Annotated in this window: 18 protein-coding genes; 13 read left to right on the top strand and 5 right to left on the bottom strand. The window is 62.5% G+C overall.

All coding sequences use genetic code 11. The features are described from left to right. Window positions 1-200 precede the first annotated feature (200 nt). The gene (locus RA19_RS05405; protein WP_039160229.1) at window positions 201-1,871 is read left to right on the top strand and encodes a BCCT family transporter; all 1,671 of its coding nucleotides are present in this window, start codon (window positions 201-203) and stop codon (window positions 1,869-1,871) included. A 73-nt stretch (window positions 1,872-1,944) separates the two neighbouring features. Beyond that, window positions 1,945-3,393, top strand: a complete 1,449-nt coding sequence (locus RA19_RS05400) for an NAD-dependent succinate-semialdehyde dehydrogenase (RefSeq protein ID WP_039160227.1) — start codon at window positions 1,945-1,947, stop codon at window positions 3,391-3,393. A gap of 103 nt (window positions 3,394-3,496) precedes the next feature. On the opposite strand, the gene RA19_RS05395 is transcribed toward RA19_RS05400, so the two are convergent. Both RA19_RS05395 and RA19_RS05390 read right to left on the bottom strand, forming a co-directional pair. Beyond that, on the bottom strand, window positions 3,497-4,210 hold the full coding sequence (locus RA19_RS05395) for a sulfite exporter TauE/SafE family protein (RefSeq protein WP_193748225.1): 714 nt from the start codon (window positions 4,208-4,210) through the stop codon (window positions 3,497-3,499). 42 nt (window positions 4,211-4,252) lie between these two features. After that, a complete protein-coding gene (locus RA19_RS05390) occupies window positions 4,253-4,945 on the bottom strand; it encodes a LysR substrate-binding domain-containing protein (protein ID WP_052261658.1) in 693 nt (230 codons plus the stop codon). A gap of 3 nt (window positions 4,946-4,948) precedes the next feature. Here RA19_RS05390 and RA19_RS26910 point away from each other — a divergent pair, with 3 nt between their 5' ends. The 6 genes from RA19_RS26910 (at window position 4,949) to RA19_RS05370 (ending at window position 8,080) form a co-directional block, all read left to right on the top strand. Next, a complete protein-coding gene (locus RA19_RS26910) occupies window positions 4,949-5,200 on the top strand; it encodes a tripartite tricarboxylate transporter substrate-binding protein (RefSeq protein WP_052261657.1) in 252 nt (83 codons plus the stop codon). Window positions 5,201-5,252: 52 nt separating this feature from the next. Beyond that, window positions 5,253-5,732, top strand: coding sequence for a hypothetical protein (locus tag RA19_RS25675; RefSeq protein ID WP_052261656.1), 480 nt, complete (start codon window positions 5,253-5,255; stop codon window positions 5,730-5,732). A gap of 105 nt (window positions 5,733-5,837) precedes the next feature. Further along, the gene (locus RA19_RS05380; RefSeq protein WP_241479026.1) at window positions 5,838-6,017 is read left to right on the top strand and encodes a hypothetical protein; all 180 of its coding nucleotides are present in this window, start codon (window positions 5,838-5,840) and stop codon (window positions 6,015-6,017) included. A gap of 18 nt (window positions 6,018-6,035) precedes the next feature. Next, window positions 6,036-6,278 (top strand): hypothetical protein, encoded by a 243-nt coding sequence (locus RA19_RS27350; RefSeq protein WP_241479025.1) that lies wholly within the window; start codon window positions 6,036-6,038, stop codon window positions 6,276-6,278. Window positions 6,279-6,284: 6 nt separating this feature from the next. Further along, a complete protein-coding gene (locus RA19_RS27635; RefSeq protein ID WP_275041711.1) occupies window positions 6,285-6,416 on the top strand; it encodes a hypothetical protein in 132 nt (43 codons plus the stop codon). A gap of 455 nt (window positions 6,417-6,871) precedes the next feature. Next, the gene (locus tag RA19_RS05370) at window positions 6,872-8,080 is read left to right on the top strand and encodes a CaiB/BaiF CoA transferase family protein (protein ID WP_039160222.1); all 1,209 of its coding nucleotides are present in this window, start codon (window positions 6,872-6,874) and stop codon (window positions 8,078-8,080) included. Here the strand turns inward: RA19_RS05370 and RA19_RS05365 are convergent. After that, the gene (locus RA19_RS05365; RefSeq protein ID WP_039160220.1) at window positions 8,068-8,946 is read right to left on the bottom strand and encodes a LysR family transcriptional regulator; all 879 of its coding nucleotides are present in this window, start codon (window positions 8,944-8,946) and stop codon (window positions 8,068-8,070) included. The two genes, RA19_RS05370 and RA19_RS05365, sit on opposite strands and share 13 nt — an antisense overlap. Before the next feature lie 98 nt (window positions 8,947-9,044). Here RA19_RS05365 and acdA point away from each other — a divergent pair, with 98 nt between their 5' ends. After that, on the top strand, window positions 9,045-10,250 hold the full coding sequence (acdA, locus tag RA19_RS05360; RefSeq protein WP_052261655.1) for a 3-sulfinopropanoyl-CoA desulfinase: 1,206 nt from the start codon (window positions 9,045-9,047) through the stop codon (window positions 10,248-10,250). A gap of 219 nt (window positions 10,251-10,469) precedes the next feature. Here acdA and RA19_RS05355 read toward each other — a convergent pair whose 3' ends face one another. Together RA19_RS05355 and RA19_RS05350 are read right to left on the bottom strand one after the other, a co-directional pair. Beyond that, a complete protein-coding gene (locus RA19_RS05355; protein WP_039160323.1) occupies window positions 10,470-12,089 on the bottom strand; it encodes a thiamine pyrophosphate-binding protein in 1,620 nt (539 codons plus the stop codon). A gap of 251 nt (window positions 12,090-12,340) precedes the next feature. After that, window positions 12,341-13,123 (bottom strand): DeoR/GlpR family DNA-binding transcription regulator, encoded by a 783-nt coding sequence (locus RA19_RS05350; RefSeq protein ID WP_039160218.1) that lies wholly within the window; start codon window positions 13,121-13,123, stop codon window positions 12,341-12,343. A gap of 215 nt (window positions 13,124-13,338) precedes the next feature. Between RA19_RS05350 and RA19_RS05345 the strand changes: the two genes are divergently transcribed. The 4 genes from RA19_RS05345 (at window position 13,339) to RA19_RS05330 (ending at window position 18,258) form a co-directional block, all read left to right on the top strand. After that, window positions 13,339-14,286, top strand: coding sequence for an ABC transporter substrate-binding protein (locus RA19_RS05345; protein WP_039160215.1), 948 nt, complete (start codon window positions 13,339-13,341; stop codon window positions 14,284-14,286). A gap of 74 nt (window positions 14,287-14,360) precedes the next feature. Continuing rightward, entirely contained in the window at window positions 14,361-15,383 is a 1,023-nt protein-coding gene (locus tag RA19_RS05340; protein WP_039160212.1) for a quaternary amine ABC transporter ATP-binding protein, read from the top strand. Continuing rightward, window positions 15,380-17,374, top strand: coding sequence for an ABC transporter permease (locus RA19_RS05335; protein WP_039160210.1), 1,995 nt, complete (start codon window positions 15,380-15,382; stop codon window positions 17,372-17,374). Before RA19_RS05340 ends, RA19_RS05335 begins: the two co-directional genes overlap by 4 nt. A 2-nt stretch (window positions 17,375-17,376) precedes the next feature. Further along, window positions 17,377-18,258, top strand: coding sequence for a choline/ethanolamine kinase family protein (locus tag RA19_RS05330; protein ID WP_039160207.1), 882 nt, complete (start codon window positions 17,377-17,379; stop codon window positions 18,256-18,258). The last annotated feature ends 2 nt before the right edge of the window (window positions 18,259-18,260 follow it).

Here is an 18,260-nt window from a genome sequence, read left to right as displayed (position 1 = left end):
CCACGGCCGCGAAGGCGGCCTCCAGGCCGCCCTCGACTACACAAAAACAAAAACCGTCTGGCTGCGCACAACAGACGAACAAATCCCCGACCCTTTCGTCATGCGGTAGGGCCAAACTGATCCCAACAGCGGAAATTTGCTTCATCGGCTGCGCAATCTGCGCCGCCGGACACCCCGGTCATTGCCTAAGGGAGGAAACCATGGCGAGAGACTACAAGCCCGGAGGCGGGGACCATCTGGTTTCCGAAAAGGGGCTGTTCAAAGGGCTTCACAACGGCATGAGCATCGCCTCCAAGGCGATGGTGGCGGCCTTTGTGGTGTTCACAATCCTGAACGTGGAATACGCAGGCAAGATCTATGGCGGCATCCGCGCCTGGGTCGAGGGCGCGCTGAGCTGGTACTACATCAGTTCGGTGATCATCATCCTGTTTGCCTGCCTGTTCCTGATGTTCAGCCGGTTCGGCTCGATCCGGCTGGGCGATGACGATGCCAAGCCGGAGTTCAGCCGGTTTTCCTGGTTTGCCATGCTGTTTTCGGCCTCGGTGTCGATTGGCATCATGTTCTTTGGCGTTGCTGAGCCGCTGTTCTACTTCGACAATTCGGCGGGCTGGGGCTATCCCAACAATCCGTTTGCCGATGCGGCGGGGCATACGGAAATGAACGAGCAGCGTGCGGTTGACGCGGTGCGGGTGACCAACTTCCACTGGGGGCTGCACGGCTGGGCGATCTATACGCTGACCGGGCTGGCGCTGGGGTATTTTGCCTTCCGTAAGAAGCTGCCGCTGACCTTCCGCTCGGCACTGTATCCGATCCTGGGTGAGCGGATTTATGGCCCGGCTGGCCATGCAGTAGACCTGCTGGCGGTGTTCGGCACCGTCTTTGGTATCGCGACCTCGATGGGGCTGGGCGTCAATCAGATGGCGCATGGCATGAATGTGCTGTTCGGCATCGATCCGGGCACCGGTACCCAGGTGGCGCTGGTCATCATCATCTCGATCATCGCGACCCTGTCGGCAGTGTCCGGCGTCGGCCGCGGCATTAAGATCCTGTCGGAATGGAACATCGTTCTGACCATCGCGCTGATCCTGTTCTTTGTGATTGCAGGGCCGACCCAGTGGCTGGCGGGCTTCTTCCTGAATGCCACCGGCGATTATGTGACCCAGTTCCTGTCGATGGGCTTTTGGACTGCCTCTGCACCGGGCGATGTGGCCTGGCAGGGCGGCTGGACCATCTTTTACTGGGGCTGGTGGCTGAGCTGGGCGCCGTTTGTGGGCATGTTCATTGCCCGTATTTCCAAAGGGCGCACCATCCGCGAGTTCATGTTCGGCGCCATGCTGGTGCCCACCACCATGGCCTTCATCTGGATCTCGATCTTCGGCGGCAACGCGCTGTTCTTTGAGCTGAACGCTGAAGGCGGCGTGGGTACCGCGGGCCTGATCGACATGGTCAACAGCTGGAACCTGGGCGGCACCCTGTTTGGCACCATCGACCGGCTGGCTGACGGCGGCACCCTGGCCTGGGTGGTCTCGGCGCTGACCACCTTCCTGCTGGCCACCTGGTTCATCACCAGCTCGGACTCCGGCACCCTGGTGGTGACCACGATCCTGTCGATGGGCAATGCGCATCCGCCGAAGATGCACCGGGTGATCTGGGGCGCGGCGCAAGGCCTGGTGGCGGCGGTGCTGCTGATGGCCGGCGGGCTGTCGGCGCTGCAAACCGCGGCGATTGCCGCCGCGCTGCCGATCTCGGTTCTGGTGGTGATGATGGCCTGGGGCGTGATCAAGTCGCTGATGGAGGACCCGGCTGCGGTCTCCAGCGCGGCTGACAGCGCGCCGGACGGCACTGCGCTGGACGGCGATCTGCACGCCTGAACCGGACCCTCAAAAATCCGAAACCGGGCGGGGGAGACCCCGCCCTTTTCCTTACTGAACAGGAGTTTTGCATATGCTCTCTCTCTCCCGCCCCGATCTGCTGCTGAGTGACGCCTATCTGAACGGCGAATGGCAGGCCCGCGACGCCCGCTTTGCGGTAAAGAACCCCTCCACCGGCGAAGTGCTGGCTGAAGTAGCTGACTGCACCGTTGAAGACGCCAAGGGCGCCATTTCTGCTGCACAGGTTGCGCAGAAGGACTGGGCGCAGCGCACCGGCAAGGAGCGCGCGGCGGTGCTGCGCAAGTGGTTCGATCTGATGATGGCCAATGCCGATGACCTGGCTGCTATCCTGACCGCTGAAATGGGCAAGCCGCTGGCCGAGGCCAGGGGCGAGATCATGTATGGCGCCAGCTTCATCGAATGGTTCGCGGAGGAAGCCAAGCGGATCTATGGCGACACCATCCCCGGCCACCAGCGCGACAAGCGCATCCTGGTGATGAAACAGCCGGTGGGTGTGGTCGGCGCGATCACCCCCTGGAACTTCCCCAACGCGATGATCACCCGCAAGGCCGGACCGGCGCTGGCCGCGGGCTGTGCCATGGTGGTGCGCCCTGCCAGCGAAACGCCGCTGTCGGCGCTGGCAATTGCCAAGCTGGGCGAAGAGGCGGGCATCCCCGCGGGCGTGTTCTCGGTGCTGCCGTCGACCGACAGCCGCGGCGTTGGGCTGGAGTTCTGCGAGAACCCTGCGATGCGCAAGATCAGCTTCACCGGCTCCACCGGAGTGGGCAGCATCCTGATGCGCCAGGGCGCGGAGCAGATCAAGAAACTGTCGCTGGAACTGGGCGGCAACGCGCCCTTTATCGTGTTTGACGACGCCGACCTGGATGCGGCGGTTGAGGGCGCGATGATCTCAAAGTTCCGCAATGCCGGGCAGACCTGCGTCTGCACCAACCGGATCTATGTGCAGGATGCGGTTTATGACGCCTTTGTCGAGAAGCTGTCGGCGGCGGTTGCAGCCCTTCCGGTGGGCGACGGCTTTGCCGAGGGCACTGCAATCGGGCCGCTGATCAGCGACGCAGCAGTGGAGAAGGTGCGCGAGCACATCGCCGATGCGGTGGCCAAGGGCGGCCAGGTGGCCACCGGCGGTGCAGAGCACGCGCGCGGCGGCACGTTCTTTCAGCCGACGGTGATTGCCGGTGCGACCCAGGAGATGGCGGTGGCGCGGGAAGAGACCTTTGGCCCGCTGGCGCCGGTGTTCCGGTTTTCCGAGGTGGAAGAAGTGCTGGCGGCAGCTAATGACACCGAGTTCGGCCTGGCCTCCTATTTCTATAGCCGCGACCTGAGCCGGATCTATCAGGTGATGGAGGGGCTGGAATACGGCATGGTCGGCGTCAACACCGGGCTGATCTCCACTGAGGTGGCGCCGTTCGGCGGCATCAAGCAGTCCGGTTTGGGCCGTGAAGGCTCCAAGTACGGGATCGAGGATTACCTTGAACTGAAATACTGCTGCCTGAGCGTCTGACGGTTTGCACTAAGAAAGGCCCGGCCGGTTTGCAAACCGGCCGGGCCGAACTCTGGCAGCAATCTTGCGGCCGCAGGCCGTAAACGGCCGCAATGGGACGGCTTTATATCATCCCGGCCAAGCTTTGGCTCATCGGCAGCCCGCTGACGAACAAGCAAATCGTCACCAGAACATTCTTGTAGGCCGCTATGCTGACGGCATTGAAAATCCGAATGCCCAGAATTGCGCCTGACATTGCGGCCAGAAGGCACCCCGAAACCTTCAGGGCAAGGTTTGCGCTGTAAGCGCCTTGCAGCGCAAACAACAGAACGGACAGTGTCAGGATCGCAAAATTGAAAGCCTGCAGACTGGCGCGGATCTTGTGCTTTTCCCAGGGTTTCAAAGAACACCACATGGTCGGCAAGACGCCGGAAAGTGATGCAAGCCCGCCCAGAATCCCGCCGGCAAATCCGACCAGATAGTCGGCTGCGGGAAGAGGGTTTCTGGCCTCTGTCTTTGCTGGCCGCTTGAACGAAAAGATGCCGTAGGTGAAGAGAAGCGCCGCCAGCAAAACCTTCAGCGGCGCCGGGGAAATATGCGCGGCCAGGGCGGTGCCAATCGGAATTCCGGGAAGCGCCGGCAGCAGAAACCGGGCAATGATGTCTTTGTTGGGAAGAATGAATGCTTTGATGTTCCACAGGCCCTGCCGCCCGGTCGCAATGGCCAGCACTGCTGTGGTTGAAACCGCTTGCAGCGGGGGCATGACCTGCAGAAAAAAGCCAAGCGAGAAAAGCTCCGTGCCGAACCCTGCCAGGCCATTCACAAAACCGCCCAGCAAGGCGCCGAGGCCCAGCTTCAGAAACTCGTAGCTGCTCATCCGCTAAAGCTCCTGTCCCGAGGCCGCGGCCTGCAGAGCATGCTGGACCTGCGCGATCAGGTGCAGCTTTGGGGACTTGCTGCGGCGCATCAGGCTGAGTGTCCGCGACGGGCCGTCGGGCCCTAGGGAGATCCGCTTCAAGCCAGTGCTGAGCGGGCTGGGCACGCAGCTTTTGGGGCAGATCGGCACGCCGAGATTGGCGGCGACCATGCTGGAAACGGCGCCCAGGCCGAGCAGCTCCATGGTCTCGGCCACCCGGATCCCCTTGGTCTGCAGCCAGGCCTCAATCTGCTGCCCTGCCACAGCCTGGCGGTTGAAGCGGATAAACGTGTTGGAACTCAGCAGCTCCACCGGGTCATCACTTGCCGCTGCCGGGGCGGCAAGCACTTCGAATTCTTCGGTCACAATGTTCTGGCAGATGATGTCCGGGGGCAGTGCTTGCGGTTTGGTGATCAAGGCGCCTTCGATATTGCCGCGCTCAAGCTCGATCAGCATCTGGTGGGTCAGCCCGGTGGAAATGCGCAGGTGCAGCTGCGGGCAGTTCTCTTTCAGGATGGTCAGTGTCCGGGGCATCAGCCCGGTGAGCGCGATGGGCACCACCTCCAGATGGAATTCCCCATTCAGGGCCTCTTTCCCAAGAATAGAGGGCACCAGGTTGTCATAGGATTCAACGGTTTCCCGGGCTTTTTCGACCACAGCATGCCCGAGCTGGAAACGCTTGCGGGCTGGACCGGCGTGACCGGGCCCAAGGAGTTGCCGGATGGCATTGCGGGCAAGTGGGCGCGATGGGTTGATACCGCGATTACAGATCCGGAACTCACCGCGCAGATGCGGGCCCGCGGGTCGAAGACCGTGCATATGAGCCAGAAAGAGTCCGCGGCCTTTATCAAGGATCAGTACGAAACCTTCCGCACGCTGATCGATAAGCACGGCATCAGGATCGAGGGCTGATCCGGCTCGGGCGACGGGGCCGCTGGCCTGCGGCGCCCCCAGGGAAGATCTCATGGCAAACAGATCCATAAACCTCCGGCTTGTCTGGCGGGCGCTGGGGCTACCGGTGTTTTTGCAGGCCTATGGCATTCCCGCCTGGGCCAGCGCACCGCGCCGGGTGCCGAATGCGGTGCTGCCGCCGTTGTTATGGCCAAATGTGCTGGCAGGGCTGGCAGCCGTCTTGCTGCTGTTGAATGCGGTGCGCGCGCCGATAGAACAAGCCGCCGGCTCTCGGCCGGCCGCCCGCGACGCAGCCGGTGCCGGCTGCCTGGTGATGCAGTACAGGGTTACGGCTGCGTCTTTCCTCATTGCTTTTATCCCCGGGCCCTTGCTGGACGGCAACTTCCGTCAGGCGATGCAGATGCCCGGCTTCAATCCAACCATCCTGTCCCGCAGACCAATCACCTGGTTCTTCCGGGGGCTGACCCTGATCACGGCCCTGGCCATCCTGCGGAGCACGGTCAAGGCCGCCAAGGCAGGAGCAACGGCATGATGCATGAAAGAATCGTGGAGCCTTCGCAGGAGGCGCCGGTGCTGCAGAACGGCAAGCCGACAGTGGCACCGCTGCGTAATCTGCCGGTGATCAAGGGCCCGGCTGGTGCTGGGGCATATCGCAGCGATGATTTATGCGATCCAGGGCAGCCTGTCCGCCGAGGAGATCCTGGCGCGCACTCTAGGCTCACTGGCCTGGCAGCTGTATTACGGATTGTTCGTTGCGGCGATCCCGGTGCACTGGGCAATTGGCATGCGGGTGATCGTGCATGAGGTTTTGAGGTAGCGCGGCGCGGGGCTGCAAGTGCTGACCTGGGGCTTCGGCCTTCTTCTGCTGGTCATGGGGGGCGCGGGCTGTGATGTCCATGACTGGCTTATGGAGCTGTCGTCGCAATCCGTCGCCAACTTCCACTGCTCGCCCGCCGCCACCATCCGCGGCGATGGCAGATTCGGCATGGGGGCAGTGATGGCGGCCGCCTCGTTCCGGTTTGCCAAATGGCTGCCGGAGTGGTTCGCGGAGACCGGCGCCCGGCTGATCATCGGCTAAGGCGGCATGTCGTCGAAAGACTGCAAGGAGTACTTTGTGCCGAACGGCGCAGTGTACCTGTCGACTGTCGGCTATGGCACCGGCGCGCTGCTCGGGCGCGGGGCCGAAAACGTTGAGGCTGGGTATTGGAGTGAATAGCAGGGGCTGGCGCAAGCGATGTGGGTGATCCGCTGCAGCCGCTGGCGCCGGTTGCGCCGCAGAACATCAGAAAATGCGAAACTTTTGCGGTCCGGACCTGCTCCGCAGTCAGATGCAGCAGGGCTGCCTTCTGCGCAGGGTCTTCAACAAAATGATACCGAGCTGCTGCAGATCGCTTTTGCTGGGCGCGCATAGGTAGCAGGTCAATGACCGGACGCGGCACCGGCTCTGGGTCAAAATCCCTGCGGCTGCTCCGCGCAATCATCGCGTAAAGCGGAGACAGGTCGGCCTCCGAAGCCAGGAAAGACTGCCCAAAGCGGCTTGCGAGCTGTTTTAGCGGGGCCTGCATGCTCGGCGCCTTAACTTCACGAGTTTGAAATTTGTTGACGAAAAAAATTCGATACATCTGAAAGAAGAGCCGGCGTAAGCTCCGATGAAAGACATCGGAGTGAGAAATGACCATGGTTTCAGCCCCTGTTCACGGCCCGCTTGAAGGCGTGCGGGTCCTCGATCTGTCACGTATTCTGGCCGGCCCCACCTGCACTCAGCTGCTGGGGGACTACGGGGCCGACATTTTGAAGATCGAACGTCCTGGGGCGGGTGATGACACCCGCCAATGGGGGCCGCCCTATGTGACTGGCCGCGATGGCGGGCCGACAGGCGAAAGCGCCTATTACCTGGCTGCCAACCGCAACAAGCGCTCTGTGGCGGTGGATATGGCAACCGATGAAGGCGCGCAGGTCATCCGGGATCTGGCCCGGCACAGCGATGTGCTGGTCGAGAACTTCAAGGTTGGCGGGCTGAAGAAATACGGGCTGGATTACGAAAGCCTCAGCCGGATCAACCCGCGGCTGGTCTATTGCTCGATCACCGGTTTCGGGCAGACCGGGCCGAATGCGCATCTGCCTGGCTATGACATCATGGCGCAAGGATACGGCGGCATCATGAGCCTGACGGGCAGCCCAGAGGGCGAGCCGGTCAAGGTTGGCGTCGGTATCGCCGATGTGATGTGCGGCATGTATGCCTGCACCGCCATCCTGGCTGCGCTGCATCACCAGAAGCGCACGGGCACGGGGCAGCATATCGACATCGGCCTGGTGGATACGCAGATCGCCTGGCTGGTGAACGAAGGCACCAATTACCTCACGTCGGGCAAGGCGCCGGAGCGGCGCGGCAACCAGCACCCGAACATCGCGCCTTACCAGGCGTTTGAAGCCAAGGACGGCCATCTGATCGTTGCAGTCGGGAACGACAGCCAGTTCGGGCGGTTCTGCAATATCCTGGATCACCCCGCACTGGCGCAGGATGAGCGCTTTGCCACCAATATGGCGCGGCTGGCGCACCGCGACACGCTGATCGAAACCCTGGGGCCCCTGATCCGGCAACGCACCAAGGCAGCGCTGCTGGCCGCGATGCAGGCGCAGGGCGTGCCCGGCGGGCCGATCAACACGCTGCCGGAGGTATTTGCCTCCGATCAGGCCGAGGCGCGCGGGATGAAGGTTTCAGTTCCCCACAGCCAGTCCGCAACCGGGACGGTCGATCTGATCGGCAATCCGGTCAAGTTCAGTGAAACCCCCGTGACCTACCGGATGGGCCCGCCCGTCTGCGGCGAGCATACAGCCGAGGTGCTGGGCTGGCTGCGCGGGCAGCCTCAGCCGGGCTGATGCACGCTGGCGCGGACCAGGGACAGCAGCGGTGCCCGCCAGATGCCGCTCAAGGGATCAGAGCGGGTGACCAGCGAGATCGTCCGGAAAAACGGCTGCGGCAGGCAGGATGCAGCCTGGACGCGGCCTTCGCCGTACCGCCGCACTTCGTGCTTGGGCAGCAGGGAATAGCCCAGGCCCTCGCTGACGCAATTGATGATCGCCTCGATGTTGTCGAGATAGATGGACTGTCCCGGCGCGACCTCCAGGCTGCCGCAGAACTGCGCAATCAGCCGGCCGATGCCTGAATTCGGCATGAAGTGGAAAAAGGGCAGCGCGGCGGCCAGCGTCTCGTGGCTGGACGCGTCCTGCCCCGGCGGAGCCACCAGCACCATCTCCTCGCTGTAGAGCGGTTCGCAGACAAGGCCCGCAGTTGCCTCCGGGATTTCGGTGGCAATGGCTGCATCCAGGCGGCCGGCACGCACCGCCTCGCAAAGCACCTCCGACAGGCCGGTTTCAAAGGAGAACCGGGCCAGCGGCGCCAGCTTGCCGGCGTTCCGCAGAAAACTGGAAAGGGAATGGGCGGCTGTCGAGGTCACAAAGCCGATATGGAACTGGCCGTTCAGCCCGCTGTCCTGCGAGCAATGCGACCTGAGCCGCGCTTCCGCCTCCACCACCAGCCGGGCGTCTGCGGCGATCTTTTCCCCGATCGGGGTCAGCTTCGGCGGCCGGAAGCTGCGGTCGAACAGGCTGACACGCAGATCTTCCTCCAAGGTTTTCATCTGCATGCTGAGCGCCGACAGCGTCATGTTGCGCGACTGAGCCGCCGTCGAAAAGGACCCAAAGCGGCGCACAGCAAGCAGCGTTTCGAGATAGGAGATCCGCATGTCAAAAGTTCCTGTATTTATGGGTCAATCTAATTAGATTGACCTGAAACACTCAAGGGCGGATCCTGCCTCCAACAGGTTTTAATCACGAGGCCGTCATGTTGGATCAGACGCAGAACCCTTACCAGATGATCGCGCGCGAGCTGGCGCAGCAGTTTGCCCCTCGTGCCGCGGTATGGGATGAAACCCGCGAATATTGCTGGGAAAACGTCAGGGATCTGGCCGATGCCGGGCTGATGGGCATGACCATCCCCGAGCGTTTTGGCGGCAGGGGCGCGTCCTTTTACGATACCGTGCTGGTGATCGAAGAGCTGGCCCGCACCTGTACTCTCAGCGCGCGGATTGTGGTTGAGGCGAATATGGGCGGGATCAGCGCTGTCATGGCTTTTGGCAGCGATGCGCAGCGTGCTTTTGCGGCGCCGCTGGTGCTGGCAGGCGACAAACCCGCGATCTGCATCACCGAGCCCAGGGCCGGCAGCGCGGCCACCGAAATGCAGACCACGGCGCAGCGGGCGGGCGGCAAATATATTCTCAATGGGTCCAAGCACTGGATCACCGGCGGCGGTGTGTCCAAGCTCTATGTCATCTTTGCCCGGGTGATTGCCGAGGACGGCACCGATGAAGGCATCACCGGGTTCATCGTGCACTATGACCCGGAGGCCGGGATCACCCCGGAAGGGTTCGAGGTGGTGCGCCGGGAGCGCACCATGGGTTTGTGCGGGATGCCGGAGGCGGAGCTTAGATTTACTAATCTGGAGGTGGAGGAGCGTTTTGTCCTGAAGCCGCCTTCGGGATTCAAGCGGGGCTTTGCCGATCTGATGAGTGCCTATAACAGCCAGCGGGTCGGGGCTGGCACTGTCGCCATGGGAATTGCTGCCGGCGCGCTGGACCATGCCAAGCGGTATCTGCGCGAACGTCAGCAGTTCGGGCGGCCGCTGCAGGAATTCCAGGGTTTGCAGTGGATGCTGGCTGACATGGACACTGCGGTGCATGCCTCGCGGCTGATGCTGCATGAGGCGGCGCAAAGCCGGAGTCATTTGGGATTTCCGGACATCGTGATGGCGGCGCGTGCCAAGGCCTTTGCCTCGGAAGCCGCAATCCGGGTGGTCAGCGACGCGCTGCAGATCTTCGGTGCGCGCGGGTACGGCGCCTGCGAGCCGATCGAGCGGATGTACCGGGATGTGCGCATGTTCACCATCGGCGGCGGCACTGCGCAAATCCTGAAGACCCAGGTCGCCGGGGCGCTGCTGGGCATTAAAACGCCGCAGACCCGGGATGGCTACCTGAAGCTGGCACAGCAATGAACACGCCTGGAGCGGGCCGCATCAAAGGGGCGTCTGACCGGGTGAAGCCCTAGGCAGGGGCTTTGCCCCTCTGCGCCTGGCGGCGCAATCACCCCGGAGTATTTTCAACCAGAAAGAAGCGGTGAGCGCTGGGCGCCAATCCGCCTTGCTTCTTTCTGGTCTGAAATACTCCCGCCGGAGGCCCGCGCCGCTGGAAGCGGCGCGGTTAAAACCATCCGGTCAAAGCAGCCCGTCATAGGCGTGCTCCGCGATGACAGCCGCGATCACGGTGAATGTCTCCGCTGATTTGGCTTGCTCCAGCGCCGCCTGCAACTCTTTGCGGCTGGTGACCGTATGGCCTTCGCCGCCAAAGGCGCGTCCGATGGCAGCAAAGTCATGCCGTCCGAAGTCTACCCCCGCGCGTGTCATCTGCCGGGAGCGCTGCTTAAGCTCGATCAGCGACAGGCAGGCGTCCACGAAGATGATAAAAACCGGGTTGCCGCCGAGTTCCTGTGCGGTGGAGAGTTCGCCCAGCACCATCAGCGCGCCGGCATCGCCGGAGAAAGACACAACCGGCCTGTCCGGCGCCGCGAGTTTCAGGCCAATAGCCATCGGGATGGCGCAGCCCATGGTGCAAAGAGCGCTCGACTGGATCAGGCCGCGCGGCTCGTGGCAGCTCCATTGTTGCGACAACAGGATCCGGTGGGCGCCGGAATCGGCACTGGCCAGTGTGGTTTCGGGCATCGCCCGGCGGACCTCGTCAATCACCGCAGCGGGCCCCCATTCGCCATCAGCAGGAAAGGCCGCGGCAAGGGCTTGCCGGGCGGCGGCAGCTTCGCCGCTTCGCCAGGTGGCGCGCGGCTGCACGCCCTCGGCCAGGGTCTTCAGCGTTTCGCCCGTATGCGCCACAAAATTCAGGGCCGCCTGGTGCATATAGTGGGTGTTCGGCTCAGCGGCGATGTCGATGACATTGACCTCTTCCGGGTCCCAGATTTCCTGCCAGCCGATGCGCATCTCGATCGGGTCATAGCCTGCACAGAGGATCAGGTCGGCAGATTGGATAAAGGGCAGCAGGATCTTGTCGGCCTTGGGCGACAGGCCGCCGCCGCCCAGGCAAAGCTCGTGGGTTTCCGGGACAATGCCCTTGGCCTTGTAGGTGGTGATAAAGGGCACCCCGAAAGTTTCGCAAAACTGCCGGATCTCCGCGCCTGCATCATCTGCGATGGCATCCAGCCCGATCAGCATCACCGGCCGTTCAGCTTTGGCAAGCCAGGCGCGGGCCTTGTCCATGTCGGCGCCCGTGGGAGCGGCGGGGCTGGCCGGCACCCGGCGCCGGATCGGGAGGGAGACCACCTCGTCGGCCGTGGAAATCGGCACGTCAATCAGCACCGGCCCGGACCGGCCCTGGGTTGCGATGGCCACGGCCTTGTCGGCAATCACATCGGCAGCCTTGGCGCTCAGCCGGAACGTGGCCTTGGTCACCTCGCCGAATGCGGCCTGATGATCCATTACCTGGTGGGTGTACATCTGGGCCTCGTCTGCGTCGACGCATCCGGTCAGTACAATCATCGGCACCCGGTCCTGATAGGCGTTGGCCACCACGTTATAGCCGTTCACCACGCCAGGGCCGACCGTGCCCACCAGAATGGCCGGTGCGCCGGTGCGGTGCATCACGCCCTCAGCCATGAAACCTGCGTTGTTTTCATGCTTGCACAGGATGAACCGGATGCCGGCTTTCTCCAGCGCATCGACAAGTGTCAGCACTTCTCCGCCAGGCATGCCAAAGGCGAACCGGCAGCCGGCTTCATACAGGCGTTTGGCTACAAAATCGGCGGCACGCAGGGTTTGCACGTCAAGCATCTTCATTCCTTGAACAGCGCGGGCAGGCAATGAGCTGCCCGGGGTTAACATGCAGGCAATTCTGGACTGCAGTAAGTTCGCCTTCAATGGAATAAGATCTTAGTTTATGTTCACGAGAATTGAATTTATAGACCTTAAACCACTGCGTGCTGCGGCTGCTCCTGGTTGGCAAAACTGGCAAAACTGGCAGCGCTTGGCGGCCTACGTAACGGTAACACCCGACGGGCCTGATGCGGACGCCTGGGACCGGATCAGGGCGTTTCGCCAGTCACGACCAGGTCGATCTCATTGGCCTTGAGCATTTTCCGGATGTCCGCGGGCGGGGGTACATCAGTGAACAGCAGGTCGATCTGGCTGATTTTCTGCAACGTGACTGGAGCGCGCCTGCCGAGCTTTTCCCCATCCGCCACGACAATATTCACCTGAGCATTGTCTATGGCGATGCTGGCAAGATTGGCTTCCTGCAAGTCATGCAGCATGAACCCCAGCTCGGCGTTCACGGCACCGACCGAAAACACGGCAAACCTCACGTTCAGCCGTTTAACCAGGTCCTGCGCCTCAACCCCGAAGGCGCCGCCGTCGTGGCTGCGCAGCTCCCCGCCGGCCATAAAGACCTTATTGTTGTTCCGGGTCGCTAATGTGTTGGCAACAAAAGCAGAGTTTGTCACCACAAACAAATCCCGGTGGTTTTGCAGCGCCAGGGCGACATAGGCGGTTGTCGACCCGATATCGAGAAATACAGAATCCCCGTCGCTGATTTCCTCGGCCACGGCACGGGCAAGGTTTTCTTTGGCGTCGACCGCCTTGTCGAGACGGTTTTCAAGGGTCGGCTCCAGTATCTCTTCCACCAGATGCACCCCGCCATGCACCTTCCGGACAATGTTGCGCTCTTCAAGCGTCCGCACGTTGCGCCGGATGGTTTCCAGTGTGACCCCCAGCTCCTTTGCCAGAATGCTGACCCGGCAGGAGCCGCCCACCCTGTGCAGTTCGCGGAGGATCTCCTCCTCTCTCTGGTTGGTGGTGTTGCGGGCCATGAAACCTCCCGGGGCGGATTACGGAAACGGGTCCTTTCTCTACCACAATACCCACATAAAGCAACATGGCGTGTGGCTTTTTCAGGTTCCCTCGCCAGTTTTGAAAGTTTTTGTGGCAAAGAGTGGCTTTTATTGGCAATGTTGTCGTGTTTGGGGTGATTCCCGCCGGAAATTTGCGAAAACTCATCATAAAAAGCCACGACAGGGAGGATGGCATGAAGAAGAAAACTGCAAGCATTTGCGCGTTAGCGCTGTCGGCAATGACCGCGGCGTCTGCGGCCTGGGCCGTTGAATCGAATGACCCGATCAAGCTCACCTTGCACGATTGGTCCGGTCAGCTGATCAATACCAAGATCATGGGCAGTATCCTGCAGGAGGCGGGCTACAGCATTGAATATGTGCAGGCGGACTATATTGCGCAATTTGCAGGCCTGAAGACCGGCGACTTGCATCTGGCGATGGAAATTTGGGAAACGACCGGCCGCGAGGCGCTGGATGATGCCACGGCCACAGGGAAGGTTGTGAACGTTGGTGAAACCGGCCTGATGGCAATCGAGGAATGGTGGTACCCGTCCTACATGAAAGAGCGCTGCCCGGGGCTGCCGGACTGGCAGGCGCTGAAGGAATGCTCCGAGGAGTTCGCCACTGCTGAAACGGCGCCGATGGGCCGTTATGTCGGCGGCCCGGTGACCTGGGGCGGGTTCGACGAAGAGCGGGTCGAGGCGCTGGAGCTGGATTTCGAAGTGGTTCATGCGGGCACGGATGCGGCGCTGTTTGCCGAGCTCGAGTCCGCGTACCAGCGTCAGGACCCGGTGGTGCTGTGGGTTTATGTGCCGCATTGGGCGCCTGCGAAATACGATGGTGAGTTTGTCGAATTCCCGCCCTATTCCGCCGAGTGCTACAGCGACGCATCGGTCGGCGTGAACCCGGATCTGGCCTATGACTGCGGCAAGCCGCGCGGCCCGATCTGGAAGGCGGCCTGGGCCGGCCTGCAGGAGAAATGGCCGGGTGCCTACGGCATCATCGATGCCTACCGCATCAGCAACGAAGAGATGAGCGCCATGGTCGGCAAGGCTGATCTTGACGGCGTCGATATCGACACCGTCGTTGCGGATTGGATGAGCGCCAACAAGGACCGCTGGTCCGCCTGGATCGCAAAGTAATCCGCCTTTGGCCGGGGCGGGAATCCGCTCTCAATCCCTGCTCCGGCCCCCTCCTGCCTGACCGGACCCCTGAAATGAAACCCAAAACCAAACTATCCTGCCGCAATGTCTGGAAGCTTTATGGCGCCAACGCAGCGGCAGTGCTGCAAAAGGATCCGAACCCTTCCGGCGCGGATATCCGCTCGGCTGGTGTTATCGGCGCCGTGCGAAACGCCAATATCGACATTGCCGAGGGTGAGATCTTTATTATCATGGGCTTGTCAGGCTCGGGCAAATCCACCCTGGTGCGCTGCCTTTCCCGGCTGATTGAGCCCACAGCCGGCGAGATCCTGTTCGACGGCGCGGATCTGCTGCGGGCCAGCGAAAGCGAGCTGATCGAAATCCGTCGCCACAAGATGGGCATGGTGTTTCAGCATTTTGCGCTGCTGCCGCATCTGACCGTGCTGCAGAACGTGATGTTCCCGCTGACCATCCAGGCCGCACCGAAAGCCGCAGCCGAGGCAAAGGCGCGCGATGTGGTCGAGCTGGTCGGCCTTAAGGGCCGCGAAGACTACTACCCCCGGGAGCTCTCCGGCGGCCAGCAGCAGCGTGTCGGCATCGCCCGCTCCCTGGTCACCGAACCGGACCTGTGGTTTCTGGATGAGCCGTTTTCGGCGCTGGATCCGCTGATCCGGCGCGAAATGCAGGATGAATTCCTGCGTCTGCAGGCGCGCCTGCATAAGACAATTGTCTTCATCACCCACGATTTCGAGGAAGCTGTGCGGCTCGCCGACCGGATTGCCATCATGAAGGATGGTGAAGTCATTCAGGTGGCAACGCCGGAAGAGCTTTTGATGAACCCCGCAACTGATTACGTGGCCGAATTCACCCGCCATATCCCGCGCTCCAAGGTTCTGACGGTTGGCGGCGTTATGACAGCGGGGGCCGCGGGGGAGGGCGAGCCGATCCTGCAGTCCATGCGTGTTTCCGAAGTGGCGGAGCGGATCATTTCGGCAGAGGCGCCGCTGGCCGTCGCAAACGACGCCGGCGACATCATCGGCGCCATCGACCGCAAGGCCGTGGCGCATGTGCTGTTCGGCGGGGGAGAGCCGGCATGACGCGCAGTCTCAGCAGCCGTCAGCTGACGGTCCTGGCCCTGGTGCTTCTGACCATCGCGCTTGGCTACTTCGGGCGCGACCTTGCCAAGGCGATGGATGCCCGCTGGCTTGTGAAGTTTCCCTCGGCCTGGGTTATCCCTTTTAAGACCTGGATTTCGGCAGCCATGGGCTGGCTGATCGAGGACGCTGCAATAGGCGCCGTCTCCTTTACCGGCGTCACCCGGGCCGTCGCCTGGCTGATTGAGCAGCCCTATGACCTGATGCTGGCCCTGCTGGCCACCGGTTTTGTCAGCGGCCAGGGGAGCGCGGCGCAGGTTCTTCTGCCGGCGGCAAGCTGGATCGCTGTGACTGCTGCGGTGATTGCCCTGGGGCACTACTGCCGGGACTGGGGGCTGGCGGCCCTGGTGGGTGCTTGCTTTGCCTACCTCGCGGTGTTCGGCCAATGGGACAGCGCTATGGTGACACTGGCATCCGTGCTTATTGCAGTGCCCATCGGGGCGGGCGGGGGACTGCTGCTGGGCGTGCTGGCTTACCGCCATCCGCTGTTCGAGCGGCTGGTCTCCCCCATCCTCGACCTGATGCAGACAATTCCGATCTTTGCCTATCTGGTGCCGATCCTGTTCATGTTCGGCTTCGGCCCGGTCTCGGCGCTGGTGGCCACCATCATCTACGCGACGCCGCCGATGGTCCGGATCACGATTATGGCGCTCAAGGCGGTTGACCCGGAGATCCTCGATTTCGGGCGCATGGCGGGCACCACCCGGCGGCAGCTGATGTGGCGGGTGCTGGTACCTTCGGCGAGCCACAGCCTGATGGTCGGCGTGAACCAGGTGATCATGCTGACACTGAACATGGTGATCATCGCCTCGATGATCGGCGCCGGCGGCCTGGGGTTCGACGTGCTGGCAGCGCTGCGGCGGCTGGACATCGGCGCGGGATTTGAAGCAGGCATCGCCATTGTGGTGCTGGCGATTGCCGTCGACCGGCTCAGCCAGGCGTTTGCCGAACGGATGGGGCAGGTGCGCCGCCAGGCGCCGCGCTCCTGGGCAGCCCGGCACAAACGCACGGTCCTGATTGCCGCCCTGCTGGCTGTAACATGGCTGCTTGGCCGCTTCTCGCCGCTGCTGCTGGATTATCCCGAAAGCCAGACGATCACCACCGGCGCCTTCTGGAGCGATACCGTCCAGTATCTGAATGTGAATTACTTCGACTATTTCGAGGCGGTCAAAGTCTTCTTCCTGAGCTGGTTCATGCTGCCGATCAAGAAGGTGCTGCTAGGCATTCCCTGGCCTTGGGCAATTGCGATGCTGACCCTTCTGGGCTGGCACGCGGGCGGCTGGCGGCTGGCTCTGCTCTGCGGCGTCATGTCGGCGCTGATCGCGGTGTCCGGCCTGTGGGCCAAGGCGATGGTCACGGTTTACCTCTGCGGCGCCTCGGTCATCCTGGCCACTTTGATCGGCGTGCCTCTGGGGGTTCTGGCAGCGCTCAACTCCAGGGCGGGCGCCGCCATCAACCTGCTGATCGACACGCTGCAGACATTGCCGAGCTTTGTCTATCTCATCCCTGTGGTTATGCTGTTCCGTGTGGGCGATTTCACCGCCTTGATCGCCATTGTGCTCTACGCGCTGGCCCCGGCAGTGCGCTACGCCGCCCACGGCGTGCGCAGCGTCAGCAACGAGTTGATCGAAGCGGGGCTGGTTTCAGGGTGCACCCGGACGCAGCTGCTGCGCCACATCCGCCTGCCGATGGCGCTGCCGGAGATCCTTCTGGGCATCAACCAGACCATCATGCTGGCCCTGTCCATGCTCGTGATCACGGCTTTGGTCGGCACCCGCGACCTGGGTCAGGAAGTCTATATTGCCCTGACCAAAGCCGACACCGGCCGCGGTCTGGCGGCAGGGCTGGCGATCGCCTTCATCGCAATCATCGCTGACCGGCTGGTCAACGCCGGCGCACGCGGCGCGCGCGCCCGTTTTGGACTGGAGAGTTGAACATGAACCGAGCCGAAATACTGGACCGCATCCGGTCGCTGCCCCTCTGGCAGGGCGCCATCGAGGCCCGACCGCTGGATGGCGGCATCACCAACGTGAACTTTCTTGTCGAGGACCAGGCCGGAAAATTTGTCGTGCGGGTGGGCGACGACATCCCGCTGCACCAGGTGATGCGGTTCAACGAACTGGCCGCCAGCCGGGCTGCCCATGCTGCAGGCCTGTCACCCGCGGTGGTGCATGCTTCGGGCGGCCTGACCGTGCTGGAGTTTATTGAAAGCCGCACCCTGAGCGAAGCGGATGTGCGCCGCCCGGAGATGCTGCCCCGGGTGCTGGAGCTTGTGAAATCCTGCCACCGTGATGTGCCCGGCCACCTGCGCGGCCCGTCCCTGGTGTTCTGGGTGTTCCATGTGATCCGCGACTATGCCGCCACGCTGACCGAGCTGGGCAGCGCCCATCTGCCGCTGATCCCGGAACTGGTTGAAACCGGCAACCGGCTGGAGCGGGAGGCGGGGCCCTATGACATGGTGTTCGGCCACAACGACCTGTTGTGCGGCAACTTCCTGGATGACGGCCGCCGGCTCTGGCTGATCGATTTCGACTACGCCGGTTACAACAGCCCGCTGTTCGACCTGGGCGGCCTGGCGTCCAACAACGGCCTGTCGCCGCAGCAGGAAGACTGGATGCTTGAAACCTACTTCGAGGCCCCGGTCACGGCCGGCCTGTGCCATCGCTACAGCGCGATGAAATGCGCTTCGCTGCTGCGGGAAACCATGTGGAGCATGGTTTCCGAGATCACCTCGGACATCGACTTCGATTACGCGGCCTACACCGCCGAAAACCTCGCGCGCTTCCGCGCGGCCATGAATGATTTCCAAAACTCCTGAGG

This window comes from Leisingera sp. ANG-M1 (genome assembly GCF_000813745.1).
Classification (GTDB): Bacteria; Pseudomonadota; Alphaproteobacteria; order Rhodobacterales; family Rhodobacteraceae; genus Leisingera.
Note: the sequence above shows the minus strand (reverse complement) of the source record. Positions and strands in the feature narration are given on the sequence as shown.

Excerpts from the sequence above, each read along its gene's own strand:
- RA19_RS05365 (WP_039160220.1), bottom strand. The coding sequence starts at position 8,946 with ATGCGGATCTCCTATCTCGAAACGCTGCTTGCTGTGCGCCGCTTTGGG.
- RA19_RS05355 (WP_039160323.1), bottom strand. The coding sequence starts at position 12,089 with ATGCTTGACGTGCAAACCCTGCGTGCCGCCGATTTTGTAGCCAAACGC.
- RA19_RS26910 (WP_052261657.1), top strand. The coding sequence starts at position 4,949 with ATGCCCGAGCTGGAAACGCTTGCGGGCTGGACCGGCGTGACCGGGCCC.
- RA19_RS05370 (WP_039160222.1), top strand. The coding sequence starts at position 6,872 with ATGACCATGGTTTCAGCCCCTGTTCACGGCCCGCTTGAAGGCGTGCGG.
- RA19_RS05335 (WP_039160210.1), top strand. The coding sequence starts at position 15,380 with ATGACGCGCAGTCTCAGCAGCCGTCAGCTGACGGTCCTGGCCCTGGTG.
- RA19_RS27635 (WP_275041711.1), top strand. The coding sequence starts at position 6,285 with ATGTCGTCGAAAGACTGCAAGGAGTACTTTGTGCCGAACGGCGCAGTG.
- RA19_RS05340 (WP_039160212.1), top strand. The coding sequence starts at position 14,361 with ATGAAACCCAAAACCAAACTATCCTGCCGCAATGTCTGGAAGCTTTAT.
- RA19_RS25675 (WP_052261656.1), top strand. The coding sequence starts at position 5,253 with ATGGCAAACAGATCCATAAACCTCCGGCTTGTCTGGCGGGCGCTGGGG.
- RA19_RS05350 (WP_039160218.1), bottom strand. The coding sequence starts at position 13,123 with ATGGCCCGCAACACCACCAACCAGAGAGAGGAGGAGATCCTCCGCGAA.
- RA19_RS05400 (WP_039160227.1), top strand. The coding sequence starts at position 1,945 with ATGCTCTCTCTCTCCCGCCCCGATCTGCTGCTGAGTGACGCCTATCTG.
- acdA (WP_052261655.1), top strand. The coding sequence starts at position 9,045 with ATGTTGGATCAGACGCAGAACCCTTACCAGATGATCGCGCGCGAGCTG.
- RA19_RS05345 (WP_039160215.1), top strand. The coding sequence starts at position 13,339 with ATGAAGAAGAAAACTGCAAGCATTTGCGCGTTAGCGCTGTCGGCAATG.
- RA19_RS05330 (WP_039160207.1), top strand. The coding sequence starts at position 17,377 with ATGAACCGAGCCGAAATACTGGACCGCATCCGGTCGCTGCCCCTCTGG.
- RA19_RS05405 (WP_039160229.1), top strand. The coding sequence starts at position 201 with ATGGCGAGAGACTACAAGCCCGGAGGCGGGGACCATCTGGTTTCCGAA.